Raw genomic sequence first — 21887 nt, forward strand, 5'->3', positions numbered from 1 at the left:
ATCAGATGCTATAGCAGATATAAGGAAGGAATGGTAATAATGGATAACGGGATGAGTGTAGTTTTAATCGAAAAAATGCCAGAGGGTGATCTACGAGTAATTGAAGAGCGTACGTGGAGCATGAATATGATAACTGCACTTGAACATGTCAATTATATAGTGGTGGGCAGTAAGGAATATGAAGCGGTTGAAGGACGGCTGAATGTGGATGAAGGCAAGCTGGAGCTTTTGCTTGTTCCGATGCACACTGAGGGATAGAAGATCATCAGGGAAGGAGAACCTTACGATGGCTAAAGAAGAAAGGGATAAGGAATTGCCTGCATCAAAATTATTTACCGCCGATGGCAAACCCATCCGTGTATTATCAACATCGCTAGGCATAGCCTTATTAGCGAATGCTATGTTTATTCCTGGCGGAGCGGGGGCTAGCGCGAATACTTCTGCGGGCGAACCACAGCTAGTCTCTTGGTCTAATGAAGAGGTTAAAGCTTATTTTGATAAAAATGTGGATTGGAATATTCCCTATCCCGAAGAAGGTACGAAAGAGGTAGAGGAGCAAGGCCAAGGCGTAGTAACTTCAAACGGGACAACTGTAGTGAATAACTATGGCGGTTATCATTCAGGTTTTGGCTGGACGGATTTGCTTCTGTATCATATGTTGTTTAACAGCGGTGCCAATTACTCTTCCAGAGGATGGGCTAAGGACCGTCCTACCTATTATGGAGGCACGAGAACCACTTATAAACCACCTACTTATAGCAGCGAAAAGTTTCAGAATAAAAAGGTGCCCGGTTCTGTAGTGAAACCTAAAACCTCAACCTCATCCACGGGTTCCATCACGAGAAGGGGTTCCTCTTCGAAGACCGGAATCGGGGGCACTTCCAGTGGCTTAAACTCTTCGAAGAACTCTAAATCAAGCTCAGGCTCGAAATCTTCATCGAGATCAGGTTCAAGCAAGAGTGGTTTCGGCGGATGAGTGATCAGCAGAGCGTGTTTGAGATCCTGGATTTGTCTGATCTGGAGCGGGGCCCACGGGTACAAGCGCTGTATGAGCTTGGGTTCACTTGGGCAGATCTAGAGGAAGAAGAGTATTGGATGGATGCAATAGCTGTGATGCGCAGCGACATTTACAAGGAGCTTGAGGAAGCCTCCGCAAAGCTTTGGGCTATCCTCGATAAGGCGGTTCGGTATATACATCTAAAACGCGATTTGTATGAGCTACTGGGCATTCCCCCTGTTCTTTGGGAGATGCTTGATGGGTCTCCTATTCCGGAAGAAGGCTTAATCAGCCGGTATGCAAGGTTTGATTTTGCGATAGCTCATGATGGAACCATCAAGCTTCTGGAACTGAATGCCGATACACCTACAGGTTATGTGGAGGCTTCCATAGCAACACCTTGGATCTGTGAACAGGCGGGTGTGGCTAGTCCAAATCATGCGATGAAGGAACAACTTGCCGCAGCATGGCAGATAGAACGTCCAGATACCGCAGCTTGTGTTGCTTATGGGTCCCATCTTGAAGATTCAGGTACGATTGAAGCCTTGGTCAGACATAGCGGACTTACTATTCAGTGTGTGGATTGCCTCGACCTGTGGGTCGATGAGGGCATTCTGAAGGATGGGGAGGACCGGGTGATACAGCGGATGTTTGCTCTATATCCTAAAGAGTGGATGGCCGTCGACGAAGGTGGAGATGCACTTGCCTATGCCGTTGAGCAGGGAAATCTTCAGCTTTTTAATGGACCTCACAGTATCCTGTTGCAGTCTAAGGGATTGATTGCAGCTGTGTGGGGAATGTATGAGCTTGGCTTATTATTTGACAATGAAGAGCGTGAGGCGATCTCACGTTATATTTTGCCGACTTATAATAAGCCTGTGTTCTCTGGCAGCTTTGTGTCCAAATCTGTATTTGGCCGCGAAGGCGGTTCTGTACGTCTCTTTGACGATAGTGGAACTCTGGAAATTGAGGACGAAGAGGGTTATGATAGCAGTCAGCTTTTTCCCTCTGTATATCAAAAAAGAGCTGAACTAGCCCGAATACACACCGCCGAAGGTGAATTCCACCTACTGACAGGCATGTTCGTCATTAATGGGAAGCCGTGTGGGCTGCTCGGCCGGGCTGGCGGACTGATTACGGGCAATGCCAGTCATTTTATCGCGTTGGGAGTGAGATAGTTGGATAAAAGTAAGGCTATAAACAAGTCGTCTACTAGATTAGTAAAGGCCCGGATCGGCGCTTTATGTATGATGCTTCTAACGGTGCTGCTGCTTAGTGCATGTTCCAGTAATCAGGGGAGTGTGTTTGATTCAGGCACTGCCGAAACTTCTGACAGTGTTGCACGGGTACCTTGGGATTACCGGGTTGTGGAGAGTACTGTAGGCGATCTAATTGGCAGCGATATGACGGTGTTGCCGGATAATGAGCTGCTGCCGAATGATGAGAATTATGCTACTGGCGATAAAATATGGACATTGCAGTTCATGGACGCTGAGCTGATCACAGATGCTGACCAACGCAATGAAGTCCGCCTATCTTCCTGGACGACCATTAAATCGTATCCCGATGAAAAAACAGCAGTAGAGGACCTTACCAACCTTAAGGTATCGGTAACTACGGATGTTGATCTTGTAGGAGTATACAAGACAAAATATAATGAGAAGACAAGAAACTTTGCCGTCCTTGAGCTGCCTTCCGGCAACCGGATCAAGCAGCCGATAGACGATGAGCGTTATGCAGCATTAGAGAAAGAAAAGACCGCTTCCGTAGTCCTTGAGGAAGTACATGATTTCGCCGATTATGACTCGGCATATGCGAAATTTCGGGGGTGGGCAAAGTGACGATTGTTGTTAATTTGATAGTCAGTATATTTGTGATTATTCTTCTGCAATTGTTGGGTATGGTTATCTTTGGCTTGATGACCCCGTTCAAGGATATGGAAGAGCTGAAAAAAGGGAATGTGGCTGTAGCTCTAGCGCTTGGCGGCAAATTTCTCGCCACAGCAATTATCATTGGAGTAGCGGCGTATACGAATACCTCTATTCTGCATATGATCATTTGGTTTGCTGTCGGTTATGTGTGCCTCATCGCTGCTTACTGGATTTTTGAATTGGCGACACCAAGCTTTAAAATTTCAGAACATCTGGAAAAAGGCAATGTGGCAGTAGGCACTATGCTCTGCTTGGTGTTTATCGGCACAGCGTTTGCAGTCAGCAGTTTGATTGTTTAGTTCAAAAATCGCAGATGGACATGGATAAGGCTGCCCTCAGTAATAACCTCGAGAGGCAGCTTTATTAATGTGAGGAAGGGATGGCAGATGCATTTTTTTCTGAGAATATCCACCAGGATGATGCGTTTACGCAAACGGTCGATCGGTTTGATTATTTTGATCTTTATAATTCTTAGCGCATCGATAGCTTACCTGCTTGAACCGAGTACATTCCACAACTGGTTTAATGCCTTCTATTGGGTCATGACAACGATGGCAACCGTTGGGTATGGGGATTATTTTACAGAGACTGTAGTGGGTAAGCTATTCACCATGTTTCTGTATATTTTTGGGATTGGTCTTCTGAGCTTGGTTATTGGCAAGGTCATTGACTCTATTGCAGAAGTGCAGAGAAGGAGAGGAGCAGGAACATTGAGCTTCCGGGGAAAGGATCATGTGATATTAATCAATTGGAGTAAGAAAGCGCAAGCTGCGGTAGATGAGGTGTTATGCTATTCACCTAAATGTCATATCGTCATCATTGATGAGATAGGACGGCATCCGCTGGAGCATATGGAACAGGTCCACTTTGTAAGCGGTGATGCTTCCAGCGATGAGATTCTCCTTAAAGCTAACATACACGAAGCCCGGGCAGCCATTGTGTTCGGAGACACACGGATTGATGAAGCATCGCTAATTGACGGGAAGTCTCTGCTTATCGCCTCCAGCATTGAGCGCATAGCGCCACAAGTACATACTACCGTAGAAATTATGCAGGAGAAGAATATACAGAATTTCAGGCATGTTCAGGTCAATGAATTCGTTCTGTCGCATGATGCCATTTCTAGATTGGCTGTCCGATCCGCTCTACAAGAGGGGAATTCAGAGGTGATTACGCAGCTGCTGAGCCGCCAGTATGGGGATGATATTTATGAGATTCCAGTGAATAGTGCATGGAAGACCTATGGGCAGGCGTTTCAGGAATTGCTCCTTCAAGGTGCAACTTTACTCTCGGATCGTAGTGACCTTAGCATCAATCGCAAGCTGGGCCAGCCTATTCCTAAAGAGGCTAGATTATATATTGTTTCGGATGAAGAGACGTACCGGAGAATTAAAGGTTAGGTCAGAGATAAGCGAGTAAGCGGATTTTCGGGAGAAGGGCTTCTCGGAATTCCGCTTCTTTTTGTTTGCCGTTCCTTCCTTAAGGGTAAGAGATGAATATTATCGTTACTCTACCTTTCGGAAGGAGCCATTGTTAATGAGTGAACAGCAAAAAGTGAACGGAAATAGCAAAAATGAGCAACTGGAACAGTTTCGCAGTAAGGACGAAGGTCACGCTTTAACAACCAATCAGGGATTGAAAGTGTCCGAGGATGAGTTCTCCCTAAAAGCCGGTGACCGGGGGCCAACCTTGCTGGAGGATTTTCATTTTCGGGAAAAAATGACCCATTTCGATCACGAGCGGATTCCTGAGCGGATCGTGCATGCACGCGGATTTGCCGCCCACGGGGAGTTTGAAGTATATAAATCGTTGAAAGAATATACGAAGGCGAAATTCCTTCAAGATCCGTCCGTAAAGACCCCGGTGTTTGTCCGGTTCTCAACGGTAGCAGGATCACGGGGTTCAGCCGAAACTGTGCGGGATGCCCGGGGCTTCTCGACCAAATTTTATACCGAAGAAGGCAATTATGATTTGGTAGGCAATAATATGCCGGTCTTTTTTATACAGGATGCGATTAAGTTCCCTGATCTAGTGCATGCGCTTAAGCCGGAGCCGCATAATGAAATGCCTCAGGCGGCATCAGCCCATGATACCTTCTGGGATTTCATCGCCAATAACCAGGAATCGGCCCATATGGCGATGTGGCTGATGTCTGACCGCGCCATTCCGCGAAGCTTCCGGATGATGGAAGGGTTTGGGGTTCATACCTTCCGTCTGATCAATGAGCAGGGGAAAGCACATTTTGTTAAATTCCATTGGAAACCAGTGCTTGGTGTACACTCTTTGGTGTGGGACGAAGCACAGAAAATATCAGGAGCGGACCCTGACTTTCACCGACGTGATTTATGGGAATCGATTGAAGCTGGCAACTTTCCGGAATACGAGCTGGGCATTCAGCTTCTTAGTGAAGAAGATGAATTCAAGTTTGATTTCGACGTGTTGGACCCTACAAAGCTATGGCCAGAGGAAGACGTGCCCGTGCAGATCGTTGGGAAAATGACCTTGAACCGCAACGTGGATAATGTTTTTGCCGAAACGGAGCAGGTGGCTTTCCACCCTGGACATGTAGTGCCTGGTATTGATTTCACCAATGACCCCCTACTTCAGGGCAGACTATTCTCTTATACGGATACACAGCTGATTCGGCTTGGGGGTCCTAACTTTCATGAATTGCCGATTAATAGACCGGTGTGTCCTTTCCACAACAACCAGCGTGACGGATATGGGCGGCAGACGATTAATCAGGGCACTGTGAGTTATCATAATAATTCTCTGGCCCAAAATACACCGAGACCTGTCCCAGAGGCTGAAGGCGGTTATGTGCATTATCAAGAAAAGATTGAGGGCCGTAAGGTACGGAGCCGGAGTAAAAGCTTTGAGGATCATTTTTCACAAGCCAAGTTATTCTGGAATAGTATGAGCCCTCCGGAACAATTGCATATTATCGAAGCTTATTCTTTTGAGCTTGGAAAGGTTAAGAGTAAGTCGGTCCGACAGCAGGTCGTAAATATGCTTGCTAACATTACCTCCGAGCTTGCTGTACCTGTGGCAGAAGCCATTGGAATAGCGGCTCCAGAAGTTGGCGGTTCTGAGGTCACTCAAGCTTCCCCAGCCTTAAGTCAAGCTAATACGAAAAAACATCCCAACACGCGGAAAGTAGGCGTGATTATCGGGGATGGTTTTGATGAAGCTGCGGTAATGCCTGTATTGGACACGCTTATGGGAGCTGGGATTCAACCGGAGCTAATCAGTGATAAGCTTGGATTTATTAAAGGCTCAAACGGCACAGAGCTTGAAGTCATCCACACCTTATCCACTACAGATTCGGTGCTCTTCGATGCGATTTATGCGGCTGGTGGAAATGCAGAGCGCAAGAAATTCCATAAAGATGCAGCGCTATTCCTCAACCAAGCATATGCACATTTTAAACCCATCGCGATGACCACAACACTTGCTGAGCTGCTTGCAACAGATGAACACAGAAGCAGTCCGGGCGTCGTAATAGGCGATGGTGGGGAAGTTTTTGCGGCTAGCTTCGTTGCGGCCATTTCTGCCCATCGTTTTTGGGAACGTATGGAATAAAGTAAATAGATGATAGAAAAAGAGGGGTCTGCTCGTCAGAAGGCGTGTGGATGCCTCTTTTTTTCATCTAATAGTTTCATAAATTTAACATTTGGATTAAGTATGTGATGTATATTACCGTTATAGATAATACTAGGCAATATAAGCAGATGCTTAGGGAGGTGATTTTTTGAGGAAAGAGATAGCTGTTGCTGTAGTGGTACTTATAGGTTTTACAGCATTAACAGCATGCGAGCAAACAGCAACGCCGGCATCAACACCCTCGCCCTCCGCGAATGTTCATACAACAGAGCCACCGAATCCTACGGGTTCGGCTAATAATGATGTGGGGGACCATTCACAGGAATTGGATGCTTTAGAGCAATTTATTGTTACGAAGCTTACCGGCTCGTCCGGTGTTTATACGAATTTAATTGAAACAGAGCAATCCGGGGAAGCGGCAAGCGGCCATGAGATTCTAAGTGAGTCTGCCTCTCTGAGGATGCTGGCAGCCGTACGGAATGGTGAGAAAGAGCGATTTGCAGAAGAATGGGCGCTGGCTAAGCAAACCTTTGATATGAAGGGCGGTTTTAGCTACCGATATAGCCCTAAACAGCAGAAATTATATCCTGTGAATGCTGCCGTTGATGACTTACGTATCATTCGTGCGCTTTATGAAGCGGGGGATACGTTTAGGGATAAACACTATACAGAGGAAGCGGATAAGTATGGTGAAAGATTTTATAACTATAATGTAAAAAATGGATATATGTATGACTTCTATGATGAAAATTACAAAAAAACCAACACATTCGTTACTTTATGTTATATTGATTTAGGTACAATGCGAAAATTGTCGGTTTCTGGAGAATCTCGTGAATTTTTGTTGAATAATATGAGCGTTATACTGAAAGATGGATATTTATCAGATGAGTTTCCCTTCTATGAAACAAGGTTTAATTATGAGAGTGGAACCTATACTTCGGAGAATATCAATACAGTAGAATCGCTACTGTCTATTCTGGCTTTGGCAGAGGTAGACCAGCAGAAATCCTCCAGCATTGATTATATCAAGCAGCAGGTCGAAGCTGGCACATTATATGGACAATATTCGCGTGAGGGAAAGCCGCTTAACGATATTCGCTCAACAGCCATTTACGCTATTACGGCTATGATTGGTGCCGAGATCGGAGACGATGCACTCTATCGCAAAAGCATTGAAAGAATGAACGAGTTCAGAATAACCGATGCCGGCAGCTCACTGTATGGAGGCTTCGGCGATGTAGCTAGTGGCCAAGCCTATTCCTTTGATAATCTGATGGCATCATTGGCCTATGTCTATTAATTTAAACCTATAGTAACGAAGGTGAATCTGCATGATAAACAACACGGTGAAATCACCTCTGAGGCAGGGGATGACACTCGCTAACCTACCGTTGCCATTGTCCCCGGCTTTTATCACTGCTGTTGGAGTGTTGCTTATAACCATCATAGCCTTATTTACCGCCCCGTATGTCGGAATGGCGGATAATGGTGATTTTTTTCGCAGCATCTATAGTAACGGAATTTATTTCAATCTGCCGGATTATGACGAGCAATACTTTGGTTATTTTGTAAAGCAATATGGAATCTTTCAATATTTTAATGAGAATGGCGCGACATTATTTTCTTCGCAGTCCCTATTTATCAAGCTGGCCATTGGACTTAATAAGCTGTTTTTTAGCAGCGAGGTTTTCGATATCCGGTTTCAAGCAGTCATTTATACGATTTTATATGTTGCGGCGATCTACTTATTAATAGAGGCTGTTACATGGGGGATGACCCGCAAGCAGGGATGGGTCACTGCAGGTATTGCTATTTTTATATTTGGAGATACCGGGTATACCGCTTATTTCAACTCCTTTTACGGCGAGAGCGTCGTGATGATCACGATGATTACTATGTTCGCAGCTTGGTTGTTGTTATATCAAAAAAGATACAATGACTATGTGCTGCTGGCCCTGTTCTTGATCAGTACGATCATCCTGACTACTTCCAAGCAGCAAAATGCGCCAGTGGGTATAATCATTGCGGTTCTGGGGTGTTCGCTCCTTTGGATTCGCAGGGATAAAATATTTCGCATTCTGACAATGGTTTCCCTTGCTTTGATCCTGTTCGCGGGTGTGTTCACCTATTTGAATATCTCGGATGAGTTCGTGAATATTAACCAGTTCCATGCCATGACCCGCGGGGTGCTGAAGGATTCCTCCGATCCGGAGAAGGCACTGAAGTCATTCGATATTAATGAACAATATGCCATCTTGAAGAATAGCATTTACTACGAGAAATACGGAACTATTGATGTGAATTCACCGATCCTCCAAGAGAACTTTTACAGTCGTTACGGATTTGTTTCGATCCTTAAATACTATATATCGAATCCGGATCAGCTTAACTCGATTCTTAATGTAGCTGCTCAAAGTGCATTCTCGATCAAACCAGCGGCGATGGGCAATTACGAGCAATCCGTTGGGAAGGAATTTCGAGCACAGAGTCACTTTTTTACTGGATACAGTCAGCTGAAAAAGGCTTTGGCACCACGAACGATAGGTTTTATCTTCCTTTGGACAGTGCTTGTCATCGGTCTGTATATGCCTTCCTTCGTAACAGCCATTAAGGCACGTAATTTTAGAGGATTGCAGCGGATGGTATTGATTGTCGCTACGATAGGCATTGGTCTTTCAGGCATTTTTGTATCGATTATCGGTGCTGGTGATGCCGACATTTCCAAGCATGAATTCTTGTTCACTTTATCTTTTGATTTGGTGACCTTTCTGACAGTATCTAGTGTGATCGGACGCAGATTCTCCAAAAATCGTAAAAAGCCGGTTAACGAGAGTTCCACCACTTCTAGTCCATATACAAAGTCTCAAAAGGATGTGAGTGTTTGAAGCGCAGAGGGATCTTATACTGTATATTGCTGCTGACGCTGAGCTTAACCATCCTATTGCTTCCCGCCACTCCTGTTCAATCTGCTGCATCGCCACAACAAGTCTTACTGCTCTATGACAGCCTTGCCAAGGGGACCGCTAAGGATGGAAATGTGACTGAACTTCAACGTCTGCTGGCAGCTTACTCGACAAAGGTTACACTTCGAAGCCTAGATCAATACGAGCAGGGGATGCTGAAAAATTACTCCAGAGTGATCATGGTCCGTAACGAAGCGGATATTTCGATCACGAATAAATCCTATATAGAGGATTGGGAGCATTATCAGGGGCAGTATTTGCATATTGGGTACAACCCACCTGCTAGTCTAATGAAGGCGTTACAGCTAACCACTGATGTGATCTATGACGGGAGTGCTGAGCTCGAAATTGGACAGTTCTCCGGAATTCAAGCTAAGGTGCAGGATATGCCTTATATTGCAGCGAGTCAGGCGTTCAAATCCTTTGGGAAACTCTCTTTTGCGGAGGAGGGTCTGCAAGCACCGTACGCTGTGAGTAAGGGGAATGATACATATGCCCCATATTTTGAACAAGGGAATGTCAGTACGCTGGGGATGGCATATGTTCTGAAGGATTGGCTCCATATCACTGCTGCTCCTAAAATGTACCTTGCGATCAAAGAAATCTATCCTTTCTCCGATCTGCGACTGCTGGCAGAAACGGGTGAGCGGCTGTATCAACTGGGGATTCCGTTTCTTGCAAGTGTGCGGCCTGTGTTCAGCAATACCGATTATCCCGCCATGCAGCGTTATTTAGTGGCCATGAAAAGTGTGCAATCCAGCAATGGAAGCATTCTGGTCAATGCCCCAGTGGTGATGCCAACGATAAGCTCCAGTGACCATACGCTTAAAGGAAAGATGAATGATTTCATCAATCTGTTGGCCGAAAACGGGCTTGGGCCGCTTGGAGTCGGGGCGGAAATGCATTGGTCGTATGACAAGGAGTATTCAGAAGCGGGGATGAGCTTTTTTGATTCCGTGGTGTTATATCCGGATGAACAGATTGATTATATGGAGCAGAGCGACACCTCAAGATCCTTTCCATCCTCTTTATATAGCGTTCCGTTGGAATTTCTTCAGGCTTTGCCTACATCCAATAAAGTGATACCGCAATTGCCGATGGATACTGTAATCACCGTCGACATGCCCGAGGATGAGCGTCAGCTTGAAGAAATGCTGCAAAGTCTGGAACGGAATTGGGTTTTTTTTGCCGATTATAAGCAAGAAGAGCACCAGGTCGTTACTGATCAGAACACAATCTCCTCACTAGATGGAATGATTTCTATTAATGGACAACCTCTAAGCCTGGACTATACACCGGAAACAGTAGATAGCGATTATCGCTACACAGAGGAGCAGCAAAAGAGCTTCACCCGACTTTTTAATATTCAGAATCAATTTTTTATTGTTGTGATCATGATTTCTCTGCTGCTGTTTGGCGGATTGTTGATGATCGGATACCGGTTATATCGCAGAAAGTTTTTGAAATGAGACAACTAATCGTGATTTGGAGGACCCTATGACGATTTCAGACGTGCTGATGGTGATTGCGGTGATCTGTATTTGGTCTCTGCTGCTGGTGAATGTGACCCTCATTATCGCGGGCTATCTATATTACATTAAATCCGAAAATGAGGACATACCAGAGATAGAGGGTGAATATCCTTTTGTTTCAATTATGGTTCCCGCTCACAATGAGGGGGTAGTGATTTGTAAGACGGTTGAATCTCTGCTGGCGCTGGATTATCCGCAAGATCGGTATGAGATTATTGTGATTAATGATAATTCCTCTGATAACAGTGCTGAGCTGCTTGCGGGCATACAATCCCGAAATCCGGGGCGTCAGCTGGTAGTCATTAATACGGATGCAGTTACAGGAGGCAAAGGCAAATCCAATGCCTTGAATATAGGCTTTACCAGCTGTAAAGGGGAGCTAATCGCCATTTATGATGCCGACAATACTCCGGAGAAAACAGCTTTGCGTTATCTGGTTGCTGAGATCATGCATGATTCCAGCCTCGGTGCGGTGATTGGGAAGTTCCGGACCCGTAATCGTGATGCAAGTTTACTGACCCGGTTCATTAATATTGAGACCTTATCCTTTCAATGGATGGCTCAAGCGGGGCGCTGGAAGCTGTTCAAGCTTTGCACTATTCCGGGAACAAATTTCATTATGCGCAGGTCTATTGTGGAAAGCATCGGTGGCTGGGATGTCAAAGCGATAGCCGAGGATACAGAAATCAGCTTCCGGATTTATATGATGGGTTACCAAATCAAGTTCCAGCCCAAATCCGTCACGTGGGAGCAGGAACCACAGACCCTGAAGGTCTGGTTCAAGCAGCGAACCCGCTGGGCGAAGGGCAATATTTATGTCATTGTCAAAAATATCCCGCTGCTGTTCAATAAATCGGCCGCAAAGGTGCGGTTCGATATTCTTTATTTTCTATCCATTTACTTCTTGTTGCTGCTGTCGTTAATCACCTCGGATGTGCTGCTGATCCTGCATGCTTTGGGTTATGTGCATACTACTATTGCAGGTCTTAGTAATTTCTTATGGCTGCTCGCTATTATTTTATTCGTTGTGGGGACCTTCATTACGCTAACAACAGAAAAGGGCGAGATGAGCTTGTCCAATCTAGGGATTGTAATGTTGATGTATGTGTCTTATTGCCAGCTGTGGATGGTTGTCGCGGCTAACGGATTATATCTATACCTGAAAGACCTCATCTTCAAAAGAGAAGCCAAATGGTATAAGACGGAGCGCTACTAACGAGGCACCAAAAAGTCATATGAGAAAAATGTAATCACAGGAGAAACAGAACATGAAGATAAAAAAACAGCTGGTTATACTGTTAACCTGCCTCTCCCTTTTCTTAATTCCAATCCATCCTGCTGCCGCAGAGACGTTGCCACAGGATCATAAGTCTACTTATACAACCTCATTCACGGGAACAGACTCGTCCTTAACAGGTTCGAGTGCCCAGCAGCAATATTTTGAGGTTCTGGATTATTGGAATGTGGATCAAGTAAAGATCAAACTGCATTTTCAAATTTCACAAATTACCGAAGAGCAGATTTCTAGTGTTACCTTAACGCTAAACGGCAGCCCGTTCTATACGTTTCGTCCGTCACTACAAGACAACGGCGAACAGCTGTTGACCCTTGCGGCGCCCAAGGGGTTTCTGAAAAAAGGGACGAATACGCTGGGCATTCAGGGCTATTTAAAGACAGATCGTCAAGATGACCTCTTTTGTTCGGTCGATGAAACGTCGGATAATTGGCTGCATCTGTTCAATACGTCCAGTGTTAACGTGATTTATACCGCAAAGCCCTTGAGTGGAGGGATCAGTGACTTCAGCGAGCGATTCGCCGGGATAGATACCTTAACGAAGAATCAGAGTATTCTGACTGTACCGGACAAAAGCACGGCGGCAGAAATGGAAGCAGCCACTTATGCGCTCTCCGGGTTTGTTAAGGGGATTACGTTAAATGATAAGACTATTCCCTTGCTTCCCTACCGGGCAGACACTGTGCAGAATAAGGCCGCAGTTGTACTGGTAGCTATGTATGACAGAGTACCAAGCGGGCTGAAAGCTCAGCTAAGCTCCACTGAAGATTTGGGTACGCACGCGTTGCTCCAGCTAGTGAATAAGGATACCCAGCCCACCTTGGTTGTAACCTCGAAGGATGAGAACTTGCTGATTAAAGCGGGTCGTTTGATTGCTAATCCAGAGCTGATCGGGCAGATCACTAGTGATCTGAAAACAGTAACGGATGCTACAGAAGTGTCAGCACCTGCGCTTTCGATTAGCTCTAACATCACGTTCACTGAAACAGGTGATAAACTGACCGGGGCACATCATCAGGAGCAGACGTATTTTATTTCATTGCCAGCGAACCGCTCGATTGCCGATTCCGGTAAAATCAGCCTGGATTTCCGTTATGCACAGAATTTGGATTTTACTCGTTCATTGGTTACCGTGAGCATCAATAATACTCCGATTGGCAGTAAGAAGCTGACCAAGGAACTGGCGAATGGCGATATTCTTAATCTCTCGGTGCCTCAGAACTTGAATATATCCGGAAATTTCTCGGTGACAGTGGCTTTTGATTTGGAGATCGAAGGAGCCAGATGTATTATCGATCGGGATCAAATGCCGTGGGCTTATATCAGTAAAGATTCTGTAATGCAGCTGAATACGAAGGATCGCACAGATCTCTTATTTAATAACTATCCATATCCGTTCATCCGCGATGGGATCTATAATCATGTGGCGGTTGTACTGCCCGAACAAATGGATGATTACGCCTATTTAAGTGTATCGAATATCTTTAATCTGCTTGGTAAATATGCCAGCGGAAATATAGGGAATATCCAGTTCTATACCGATACCGTCAGCACCGATCATTTGAAAAATAATAATATCATCGTTATTGGTGCTTATAAGAATAATAAGGTGATCCGTGATCAGAATGCTAAGCTTTATTTTCAATATAACGGAGATGGAACCACAATTCGCTCCAATGAGAAAATGAGTATTGAAGAGCAATACGGCGCACGAATCGGAACACTGCAGCTGATTGATTCCCCATTTGAGGCGGGACGTGCATTGCTCGCGGTTACGGGAGTCAGCTCGGAAGAGTATTACTTAGGATCGAAGCTGCTCGCTACAGAACGGGACAAGTGGAAGGTGTTTGGCGATGGTGCAATCGTTGATAAAGACGGTAATGTCAGCGCACATCGTTTCAAAACGATCACTGGAGCAGCCGAGGACTCTGTGGCCCAAAAAATAATGGAACGGTCGGATGTGCTCAGTTTTATCATTGTGATTTTACTGGTTCTAACGCTGGTGGTTCTATCGCTGATCCTGCTGCTTCGCAAACACATGAAGAAACGTGGTGATAAGCGTGAGACGTAATCGCAGCTTAGTGTCGGACATCGCTCTCTTATCATTCCTGGTGTTATCGTTCCTCTGTATCGTCTTCATTGCCGGGGCGCCGGATGATTACCTCCAGAATATTATCATTTTAACGGTGGCTTTTATTCTGGCCATTGTTACGTATTTTACAACGGTCACTGCAGGGCTGGTCTTGAATCTGGTGTTTATCTTTGCTTACGGATTCTACACGATGTACCAGACGATAACGCTAGGGGAGACGATTAGCCTGAATACTTATTTCTGGTTAATTATGACTCCGCTATTAACGGTCGTTCTATGGGTATTCACTTTAAGCAGCCGTGATTTGCAGGTGGAGAATGAGCAGCTACGCAAAAAGACTGCCAATATGGCTATCGTCGATGAAAACACAAATTTGCGGAACAGTATTTCTTTTCAGACGGATGCTACATTATTTACAAGCATTTCGACCCGCTATCAGATTCCGCTCACCCTGCTAGTGGTGAAGGTGAAGTATTGGAAAGAGATCAGACGGATCATTCCTGAAGATCAGCTGGCAGAAGCTATCTATGATGTGTCTCAGCTTAGTCAGGCGAGTATTCGTACCAATGATGCACTCTATCTGCTAGATAAGGATGAAGCAACATGGGGCCTGCTGCTGTTCACGGACAGCGATGGGGCGAAGATTGTGATCGAGCGGATTAAGCTCAAGCTTCAGGAGTTGAATGACAATAATTTCTCCAGAAAATATAAGGTCAGCCTGGGTCTTAAGATTGGGGCGGTCGAATACCAAGCCGGCACGATTGAGAATCCGCTGGATTTCATTGTTCAGGCCAAAAAACAGCTGGAGTACGACGTGTAGGCCAGCTTAAAAATCAACAGTTTCACTATCAGCCTCTGTATGGATGGCGATGAGCACGCTTGCCGGCTCATCGCCTTTATTTATGACCAGATGTGGCACACAGGCATTCCAGCTAAAGGAATCCCCCGCTTGGAACATCCCGAAATCTTCACCTTGCTCCGCATAAACCTCACCTTTTATCACTAAATGGACCTCTTTGCCTTCGTGCGCCTGCGGAGTTTCACCCGTAGAAGTACCCGGAGGGAAATGGACAAGCACCATTCGTACACCACCTGCCGAGCTTAAATGTTCAACTTGCAGTCGATCACTTCCACTGCTGGTGATTTGCCGCTCCTTGGAGCGTACCACCTGCATCCGCTCTTCCTTTTTTAACAGCAAATAAGCCAACGGAACGTTCAGCGCATCAGCAATCAGGCTAAGGGTAGCGATCGAAGGAGAGGTCTTATTAGTCTCAACTTGGCTCATAAAACCTTGTGACAGGCCAGTAGTTTCACAGATTTGGGCAATCGTTATATGTTTTCTTTTACGGATTGTACGAATGTTTGAACCTATATTCATAAGTAAAGCCCCTTTTAATATTAGTAATAGCAAATATATTTTTATATTAACAAATTATTAATTGACATACTAGCCAGAGGTTTATAATATTATCCTTACAAATATTATTTTTGTATTACAAATATTTTGAAGGAGTGTTTAGTATGAAGGCACCTTATATATATGATGTCAGTCTACCTTCCGGCTACGATGTGAATCGGGTTTATCCGGTTATCTTCACCTTGCATGGCAAAGGTTCCAATGAGAAGAATATGTTCGGACTTGTCGAGCCCTTGTCTGAAGAGTTTATTATTATCGGGATTCGGGGAAATATGATTTTAGGGGCTGGATTTCAATATTATGATCTCAAAAGTCTAGGTCATCCCATCCGTGAGCAGTTTGATCAGGCTGTATCGCAATTGCAGCAGTTTATCGAATACGCCACCGACAAATATCCTATAGATGCTAAACACCGTTATCTGCTTGGCTTCAGTCAAGGAGCCATTTTGTCCATGACACTCGCTCTTACAATGGGGAATTCGCTTCGGGGAATTGTGGCGCTGAACGGTTATGTTCCGGGGTTTGTGAAGACAGATTATGAGCTGAAGAGTGTGCAGGAGGTATCGGTATTCATCTCGCATGGTGAATATGATTCTGTATTTCCAATTTCAGTGGGGACAGAAACAGCCGCTTATTTCGAAGGTCTAACCCCATTATTAACCTTTAAAACTTATCCTTCGGATCATGGTGTATTACCGCAGAATCAGCATGACCTGATCGCTTGGTTACTGCAGAACTTAGGGAGTGATAAATTATGATACCTTCTTACTTTATTGCCCACGGTGCTCCTTCTCTGGTACTTGATAACAATGCATATACGAAATTTCTTGGGGAGCTCGCTGAGAGGAATGTCAAACCTAAAGCGATTGTTCTATTTTCTGCACATTTTGAAGAACACACACAGTCGGTTGGAGTTATGGAGACTTTCGACACCATCTATGATTTCTATGGCTTCCCAGATGAGATGTATCGAATGACTTATCCTGCCAAAGGAGACAATGAGGTTGCACAGCAAATTATGTCTCTGTTCCACAAGAATGGGATTGTCAGCAAATTAAATACAGAGCGTGGACTAGATCACGGAGCTTGGGCTATTCTTAAATTAATCTATCCGAATGCAGATATTCCTGTCGTGTCTTTGTCAGTTAATCGAGAGCTGTCCAATGAACAGCAATATTTAATGGGTAAGGCTTTATCTGAGCTGCGTGAGCAGGATATTATGATTATTGGCAGTGGTGGAACCGTCCATAATTTGCGTAGCGTGAAGTGGGGAATGGAGAACGTCGAGAAATGGGCGGAGACATTCGATGACTGGCTGCAGCACAGGGTGGAAGCTTGGGATACAGAGTCACTATTTAGCTATCAGGAGCTTGCTCCCTATGGTATTGATGCAGTGCCGACTAATGAGCACTTTATCCCTCTGATAATAGCTATGGGAGCTGGCGATAAAGGGAAAGAAGCGAAGCTGCTGCACCGAAGTTATCAGTATGGCAATTTAAGTCTTAGCTGTTGGGAGTTTAATTAAGAAGGAGGCATTAATGATGGACTTGGGACTTCGTGGGAAATCAGTTTTTGTAGCCGCAGCAAGTAAAGGGTTAGGACTCGCAACTGCGCTGGAGTACGCCCGTGAGGGGGCGAAGGTAATGATCGCCAGCAGGAGTATGGAGCAGCTTGTAGACGCACAGAAAGAGATTCAGGCAGCCACAGGACAGCAGGTGAACATTGTTCAGATGGATGTGACTGTCCCAGAGGATATCGTACATGCTATTCAAACGGTTGTAGCCCAAAACGGTGGGCTTGATGTTGTAGTGACCAATGCGGGGGGGCCTCATGGCGGAGGTTTCGCTGATATGGAAGACGCGGATTGGAACCAAGGATTTGAGCTCACACTGATGAGCACCATTCGTTTGATCCGTGAATCACTGCCGCATCTGCGCTCTTCTGGGGCAGGGCGAATCGTTAATATAAGCTCGATTTCTATCAAGCAGCCTATTGAGGGACTAATTCTTTCCAATGTTTTTCGCGCTGGCGTGTATGCCTTGACCAAGAGCTTGGCTACTGAGCTGGCTGCGGATCGCATTTTAATTAATACGATCGCTCCAGGGCGTATTGCAACCGACAGGATTCTTCAACTAGACGGCAAACGTGCACAAGCCGAGGGGATCCCTATGGAGCAGATTCAAGAGGAAGCGCTGCTGCAAATCCCGTTAGGAAGATTGGGCACGCCCGAAGAATTCGGCAAGGCTGCTGTTTTTCTAGGCTCTTTTGCGAATACTTATGTTACGGGACAATCTCTTTTAGTCGATGGAGGAATGGTGAAATCGCTCTAACCTCCGGCGTTATGGGTAGGCTTTGAAAGGTTATGGAAATATTAGTAATTTCAATATTAGTTGCTTTGTGCTCTAAATAAGCGTATGATGGAGCGGTGGTCTAAATCGTAAGATTTACGAATTTTCCTACGTTTATTAGGTTATACTATATATAAACCTACAGATCATTTGGATAATTTACCATAAAGGCTCCACGAATTTATTCAGAAGGAGGACGATTAGAATGAGAGAAGGCATACATCCTAAGTACAACCAAGTGATTTTCTTGGATGCAAGCGTAGGCTTCAAATTCTTGAGTGCATCTACTAAATCATCCAATGAAACTATGGAATGGGAAGACGGCAACACTTACCCAGTGCTCCGTGTGGACGCAAGTTCCGCATCCCACCCATTTTACACTGGTAAACAAAGAGATACAGAACAAGGCGGCCGTGTTGACAAGTTCAAACAACGTCTTGCACAAAAGAAATAAGAATCCTTACGGATTGAAGAGGGACAACCCATGTAGAAGCAATCGCTTCGGGGATGTCCCTTTTTTGTGTTCAGGCATGTTAAAATGAGATGAATTTAAAAATATACATGGCGTCGAGGGAGCGATCAGTGATGGAAAATGTAATAAAAGTAGATACAGTCCTAAAGAGTGAAGACGTTCAGGAGTTTAACTTATGGTTCAGCTTGAATAGCCGGATTATACTCAACTCTTTTAGCGTAGTCGCTTACTTTATGATTTTGTTATTAATTACTAAGGATTACAGTACTCAAAGCATCTCAATCCTGGCTGTGACTGCTATAATTCTTGCCGCTGTCTTATGGTATATGACCAAGGCAAGCTTGATCAAAAAATCCAAGAAGGCGTTCAAAACAGATAGCCTAATTCAGCAACCGCAAAATTATACGATTTCAGATGAAGGCATATCTTATCTTTCCGAAGCGGGCACTGGACAAGTGAAGTGGGAAGAGATACATAAGATAGGTGAAACTACGAACTTGTTTGTGTTTTTTGTGTCCACACAGAGAGCGCTGATTATCCCTAAACGTTTCTTTGAATCGGCACAAGATAAAATAACATTTAAGGATTTAGCCAGAAAATATATGTTCTCCAATCGGGTGAAATTTAAGGCATAAGATGTGCTGTTATTGTTGATTCATTTGTACCAAGGATTAGGCTATAATGATAGGAGCGACTTGAAAAATAGGAGAAATATGGCATGCCATGGATTCAGGGATATCCGTATTACTTATTAATGGGCAGTGTTCTAAGTCTGTACATGGGCGTCAGCTCCTATCGGCACCGTAAGTTAGCAGGCAGACGCTATTTGTGGATCTTAATGCTGTTAGTCAGCCTTATATTTGTTGCAACGGCCGGAGAGATTATGTCACCCTCTTTTCAGTCTAAGCTGTGGTGGAAGAATGTGCAGCAGGCTCCGCTTTTTTTTAGTGCGCTCTTTACTTATGCTGTGGTAAAAGAATACGTATCTCCTTCCACAGGGCGCCTGCCCGTGAAGCTTGCCATCTTCTCTATCCCTATTGTTATGGATGTACTTCTTATTTTTACGGATAGCTATCATCATCTGATGCGCAGTGAAGTGGCCGTCCTGACGGTCGCGGGTGTTAGTGGAATTGCTGTAAAGCCTACGCTCCTTAGTATGGCTTTTATTGCGTATGATCAGCTTTTTGGGCTATATGCAGTCTGCTTGCTGGCAGTTTCCCTACTGAATACCCCGAGAGTTTATTTGCGGACTAATTTGCTGCTGTTGGTGGGTTTGCTAGTTCCGGTTATTTCCGTCTTTTTACTTCCCCTCTTGAAGATTACCATTACAGGTTTTACGGCGTTTACTTATTTGCCTGCGATTATAGCGGCTTATTTCGCACTTTTTGTTAGCTCCAAATTAACCATCTTCCCTCTAACCAAAAACAAAATTCTAGAGCACATGAAAGACGGCGTAGTTCTGACTGACCGTTATGATAATATCATTGGCATAAATGATGCGGCGACTGCTATTTTATACGACATTACCGGAATAGCGAACGATAACTGGATGGGAAAAAACATTGATCTTTTTATGAAGTCTCACAAAGACATTGCAGCTCATTACAGTCAGAGGACGGAGGGACAGTTTGAGGTAGTTTGTTCTGGCGCAGGGGAGCTCTGTTATGGGGTTTCTTTAATTGCTACGGAACATGCGACAACAGAGAATAAGGGTATGCTTATTGTGTTTAGTGATCATAGTGAGAAGAAGCGGTATGAGCGTGAGCTGGTCTATCAGGCAACGGTTGACGATCTGACAGGGCTTTATAATCGCAGGCATTTCATGCAAAGGGTCCAGAATCAAACGATCCCGGATGGATTAGGGTTGGCTCTGCTGTTATTTGACATCGATGATTTTAAATTAATTAATGATACTTATGGTCATTTAGCGGGCGATCAGGCGTTAGTTGATTTCTCGAATAAAATACTTCAGGTATACCAGAATAAAGGTATTGCTGGAAGAGTAGGTGGCGAGGAATTTGCCGTATGCTTTTTCGCTGAAGATAAATGTGCAGCCTTAAAAGAAGCAGAGAATTTTCGTACAATGATGAGTGATTACACGATAATCTTGAATGAACAGGATAGCATTCATCTTACCGCAAGTATCGGAATCTCTTTTACGGAGCGTAGAGAGGTGACTTTCGAAGATTTATATCGGGAAGCGGATGAAGCGTTATATCACTCTAAGAATACAGGGAAGAACAGAGTTACGTTAGGTCGTGAACCGATCATAAGAGAAACAGTAAAGGGATAAGAACATCGAAGATAAGGGAGTGGCCTAATGAATCTGACTGTTGATGAAGTGATGAGCAAGCTTGAGGAGATGGGTACAGAGCAGACGAAACGTACCTTCTTACGACATGGCGCAGTGGAACCTTTATTTGGAGTAAAGGTAGGGGATATGAAGAAGCTGGTTAAGGATGTGAAAAAAGATCAGAGTCTGGCAAGGGCTTTGTATCAGACAGGCAATTACGATGCAATGTATTTGGCTGGGCTAACCGTCAATCCCAAGACTATGACGAAGCAAGAGCTTCAAAGCTGGGCTTCGGCGGCCAGTTGGCATGCGGTAGTGGAATATATAGTATCCCCTCTCGCCGCAGAGAGTCCATATGGATTGGAACTTGCGAGAGAGTGGATTCGTTCCTCGGATGAACTAATAGCCGTTTGCGGCTGGAGCACTTATGCAAATTACATTTCAATTACACCGGATGATAAGCTGGACATCGCTGAGATTAGGGAGTTGTTACAACAAGTAGGCGCTACTATTCATCAGGAGCGGAATCGTGTCCGTTATACGATGAATACTTTTGTAATTATGGTGGGCAGCAGTATCACAGAACTGCATGAGGAGGCAGCAAAGATCGCAGCAGGTATAGGTAAGGTCCAGGTGAACGTGGGACAAACCGCTTGTAAAGTTCCCATGGCTGTTGATTATATTGCTAAGGTTGAACAGGCTGGGAAGCTAGGTGTGAAGAAGAAAACTTGTATTTGCTGAGTTAGATATTTAGGTAACCCTTCAAGGAGAAAGGCACTTGTGGGTTTTTTTTTATTCCGGGAAAAACAAGTGTTTCAACCCTGCGGAAATTGTTTAAATTAGCAGCAGTCAAAATTTACATAGAAGAATTAATGAAGCCTTATTCAAGTAATCTTTTGCAATGATGTAGAATAGAAAGGGGTTTATAGTTAGAAGACAGGA

At 44.7% G+C, this 21887-nt stretch carries 21 protein-coding genes; 20 read left to right on the forward strand and 1 reads right to left on the reverse strand.

Features of this window, described 5'->3' with window-relative positions:
• Positions 1 to 39: 39 nt before the first annotated feature.
• The 13 genes from MHH49_RS10935 to MHH49_RS10995 all read left to right on the forward strand — a co-directional run bounded on the left by MHH49_RS10935 (position 40) and on the right by MHH49_RS10995 (position 15235).
• On the forward strand, positions 40 to 258 hold the full coding sequence (locus MHH49_RS10935) for a hypothetical protein (protein WP_036682196.1): 219 nt from the start codon (positions 40 to 42) through the stop codon (positions 256 to 258).
• Positions 259 to 286: 28 nt separating this feature from the next.
• Positions 287 to 976, forward strand: a complete 690-nt coding sequence (locus tag MHH49_RS10940) for a hypothetical protein (protein ID WP_036682194.1) — start codon at positions 287 to 289, stop codon at positions 974 to 976.
• Entirely contained in the window at positions 973 to 2175 is a 1203-nt protein-coding gene (locus MHH49_RS10945) for a glutathionylspermidine synthase family protein (protein ID WP_036682191.1), read from the forward strand. Before MHH49_RS10940 ends, MHH49_RS10945 begins: the two co-directional genes overlap by 4 nt.
• A gap of 69 nt (positions 2176 to 2244) precedes the next feature.
• Positions 2245 to 2838: a hypothetical protein gene (locus MHH49_RS10950; protein WP_232061559.1), complete on the forward strand. Its 594-nt coding sequence runs from the start codon at positions 2245 to 2247 to the stop codon at positions 2836 to 2838.
• Positions 2835 to 3227 carry a DUF350 domain-containing protein gene (locus tag MHH49_RS10955; RefSeq protein WP_038573772.1) on the forward strand — a complete coding sequence of 131 codons (393 nt, stop codon included), beginning with the start codon at positions 2835 to 2837 and terminating at the stop codon, positions 3225 to 3227. The genes MHH49_RS10950 and MHH49_RS10955 overlap by 4 nt, the downstream gene beginning before the upstream one ends.
• Before the next feature lie 87 nt (positions 3228 to 3314).
• Positions 3315 to 4328: a potassium channel protein gene (locus MHH49_RS10960; RefSeq protein ID WP_036682185.1), complete on the forward strand. Its 1014-nt coding sequence runs from the start codon at positions 3315 to 3317 to the stop codon at positions 4326 to 4328.
• 136 nt (positions 4329 to 4464) lie between these two features.
• Positions 4465 to 6510, forward strand: coding sequence for a catalase (locus tag MHH49_RS10965; protein ID WP_076274853.1), 2046 nt, complete (start codon positions 4465 to 4467; stop codon positions 6508 to 6510).
• A gap of 169 nt (positions 6511 to 6679) precedes the next feature.
• Positions 6680 to 7834, forward strand: coding sequence for a glycosyl hydrolase family 8 (locus MHH49_RS10970; protein WP_341138123.1), 1155 nt, complete (start codon positions 6680 to 6682; stop codon positions 7832 to 7834).
• 31 nt (positions 7835 to 7865) lie between these two features.
• On the forward strand, positions 7866 to 9419 hold the full coding sequence (gene wsfD, locus MHH49_RS10975) for a glycan biosynthesis hexose transferase WsfD (RefSeq protein WP_076274852.1): 1554 nt from the start codon (positions 7866 to 7868) through the stop codon (positions 9417 to 9419).
• Positions 9416 to 10966, forward strand: a complete 1551-nt coding sequence (locus MHH49_RS10980; protein ID WP_341138124.1) for a hypothetical protein — start codon at positions 9416 to 9418, stop codon at positions 10964 to 10966. The genes wsfD and MHH49_RS10980 overlap by 4 nt, the downstream gene beginning before the upstream one ends.
• 28 nt (positions 10967 to 10994) lie before the next feature.
• Positions 10995 to 12245 (forward strand): glycosyltransferase family 2 protein, encoded by a 1251-nt coding sequence (locus tag MHH49_RS10985; RefSeq protein WP_036682179.1) that lies wholly within the window; start codon positions 10995 to 10997, stop codon positions 12243 to 12245.
• A gap of 52 nt (positions 12246 to 12297) precedes the next feature.
• A complete protein-coding gene (locus MHH49_RS10990) occupies positions 12298 to 14394 on the forward strand; it encodes a cellulose biosynthesis cyclic di-GMP-binding regulatory protein BcsB (RefSeq protein WP_341138125.1) in 2097 nt (698 codons plus the stop codon).
• Complete coding sequence (locus tag MHH49_RS10995; protein WP_036682174.1) at positions 14384 to 15235, forward strand: diguanylate cyclase domain-containing protein; 852 nt, start codon at positions 14384 to 14386, stop codon at positions 15233 to 15235. The genes MHH49_RS10990 and MHH49_RS10995 overlap by 11 nt, the downstream gene beginning before the upstream one ends.
• A 6-nt stretch (positions 15236 to 15241) precedes the next feature.
• On the opposite strand, the gene MHH49_RS11000 is transcribed toward MHH49_RS10995, so the two are convergent.
• Complete coding sequence (locus tag MHH49_RS11000; RefSeq protein WP_036682170.1) at positions 15242 to 15793, reverse strand: helix-turn-helix domain-containing protein; 552 nt, start codon at positions 15791 to 15793, stop codon at positions 15242 to 15244.
• 143 nt (positions 15794 to 15936) lie between these two features.
• Between MHH49_RS11000 and MHH49_RS11005 the strand changes: the two genes are divergently transcribed.
• The 7 genes from MHH49_RS11005 (at position 15937) to MHH49_RS11035 (ending at position 21686) form a co-directional block, all read left to right on the forward strand.
• Positions 15937 to 16590 carry an alpha/beta hydrolase gene (locus MHH49_RS11005; protein ID WP_341138126.1) on the forward strand — a complete coding sequence of 218 codons (654 nt, stop codon included), beginning with the start codon at positions 15937 to 15939 and terminating at the stop codon, positions 16588 to 16590.
• Positions 16587 to 17357, forward strand: coding sequence for a DODA-type extradiol aromatic ring-opening family dioxygenase (locus tag MHH49_RS11010; protein ID WP_076105075.1), 771 nt, complete (start codon positions 16587 to 16589; stop codon positions 17355 to 17357). Before MHH49_RS11005 ends, MHH49_RS11010 begins: the two co-directional genes overlap by 4 nt.
• Before the next feature lie 16 nt (positions 17358 to 17373).
• The gene (locus tag MHH49_RS11015; RefSeq protein WP_036682457.1) at positions 17374 to 18162 is read left to right on the forward strand and encodes an SDR family oxidoreductase; all 789 of its coding nucleotides are present in this window, start codon (positions 17374 to 17376) and stop codon (positions 18160 to 18162) included.
• Positions 18163 to 18385: 223 nt separating this feature from the next.
• Positions 18386 to 18634, forward strand: coding sequence for a type B 50S ribosomal protein L31 (locus tag MHH49_RS11020; protein ID WP_036682161.1), 249 nt, complete (start codon positions 18386 to 18388; stop codon positions 18632 to 18634).
• A gap of 131 nt (positions 18635 to 18765) precedes the next feature.
• Positions 18766 to 19287, forward strand: coding sequence for a YcxB family protein (locus MHH49_RS11025; protein ID WP_036682157.1), 522 nt, complete (start codon positions 18766 to 18768; stop codon positions 19285 to 19287).
• Between the two features lie 83 nt (positions 19288 to 19370).
• Positions 19371 to 20945, forward strand: a complete 1575-nt coding sequence (locus tag MHH49_RS11030; protein ID WP_341138127.1) for a histidine kinase N-terminal 7TM domain-containing diguanylate cyclase — start codon at positions 19371 to 19373, stop codon at positions 20943 to 20945.
• 33 nt (positions 20946 to 20978) lie between these two features.
• Complete coding sequence (locus MHH49_RS11035; RefSeq protein ID WP_339212128.1) at positions 20979 to 21686, forward strand: DNA alkylation repair protein; 708 nt, start codon at positions 20979 to 20981, stop codon at positions 21684 to 21686.
• Positions 21687 to 21887 lie beyond the last annotated feature (201 nt).

It is taken from the genome of Paenibacillus sp. FSL F4-0122, assembly GCF_038002845.1.
GTDB classification, from domain to species: Bacteria; Bacillota; Bacilli; order Paenibacillales; family Paenibacillaceae; genus Paenibacillus_AQ; species Paenibacillus_AQ odorifer.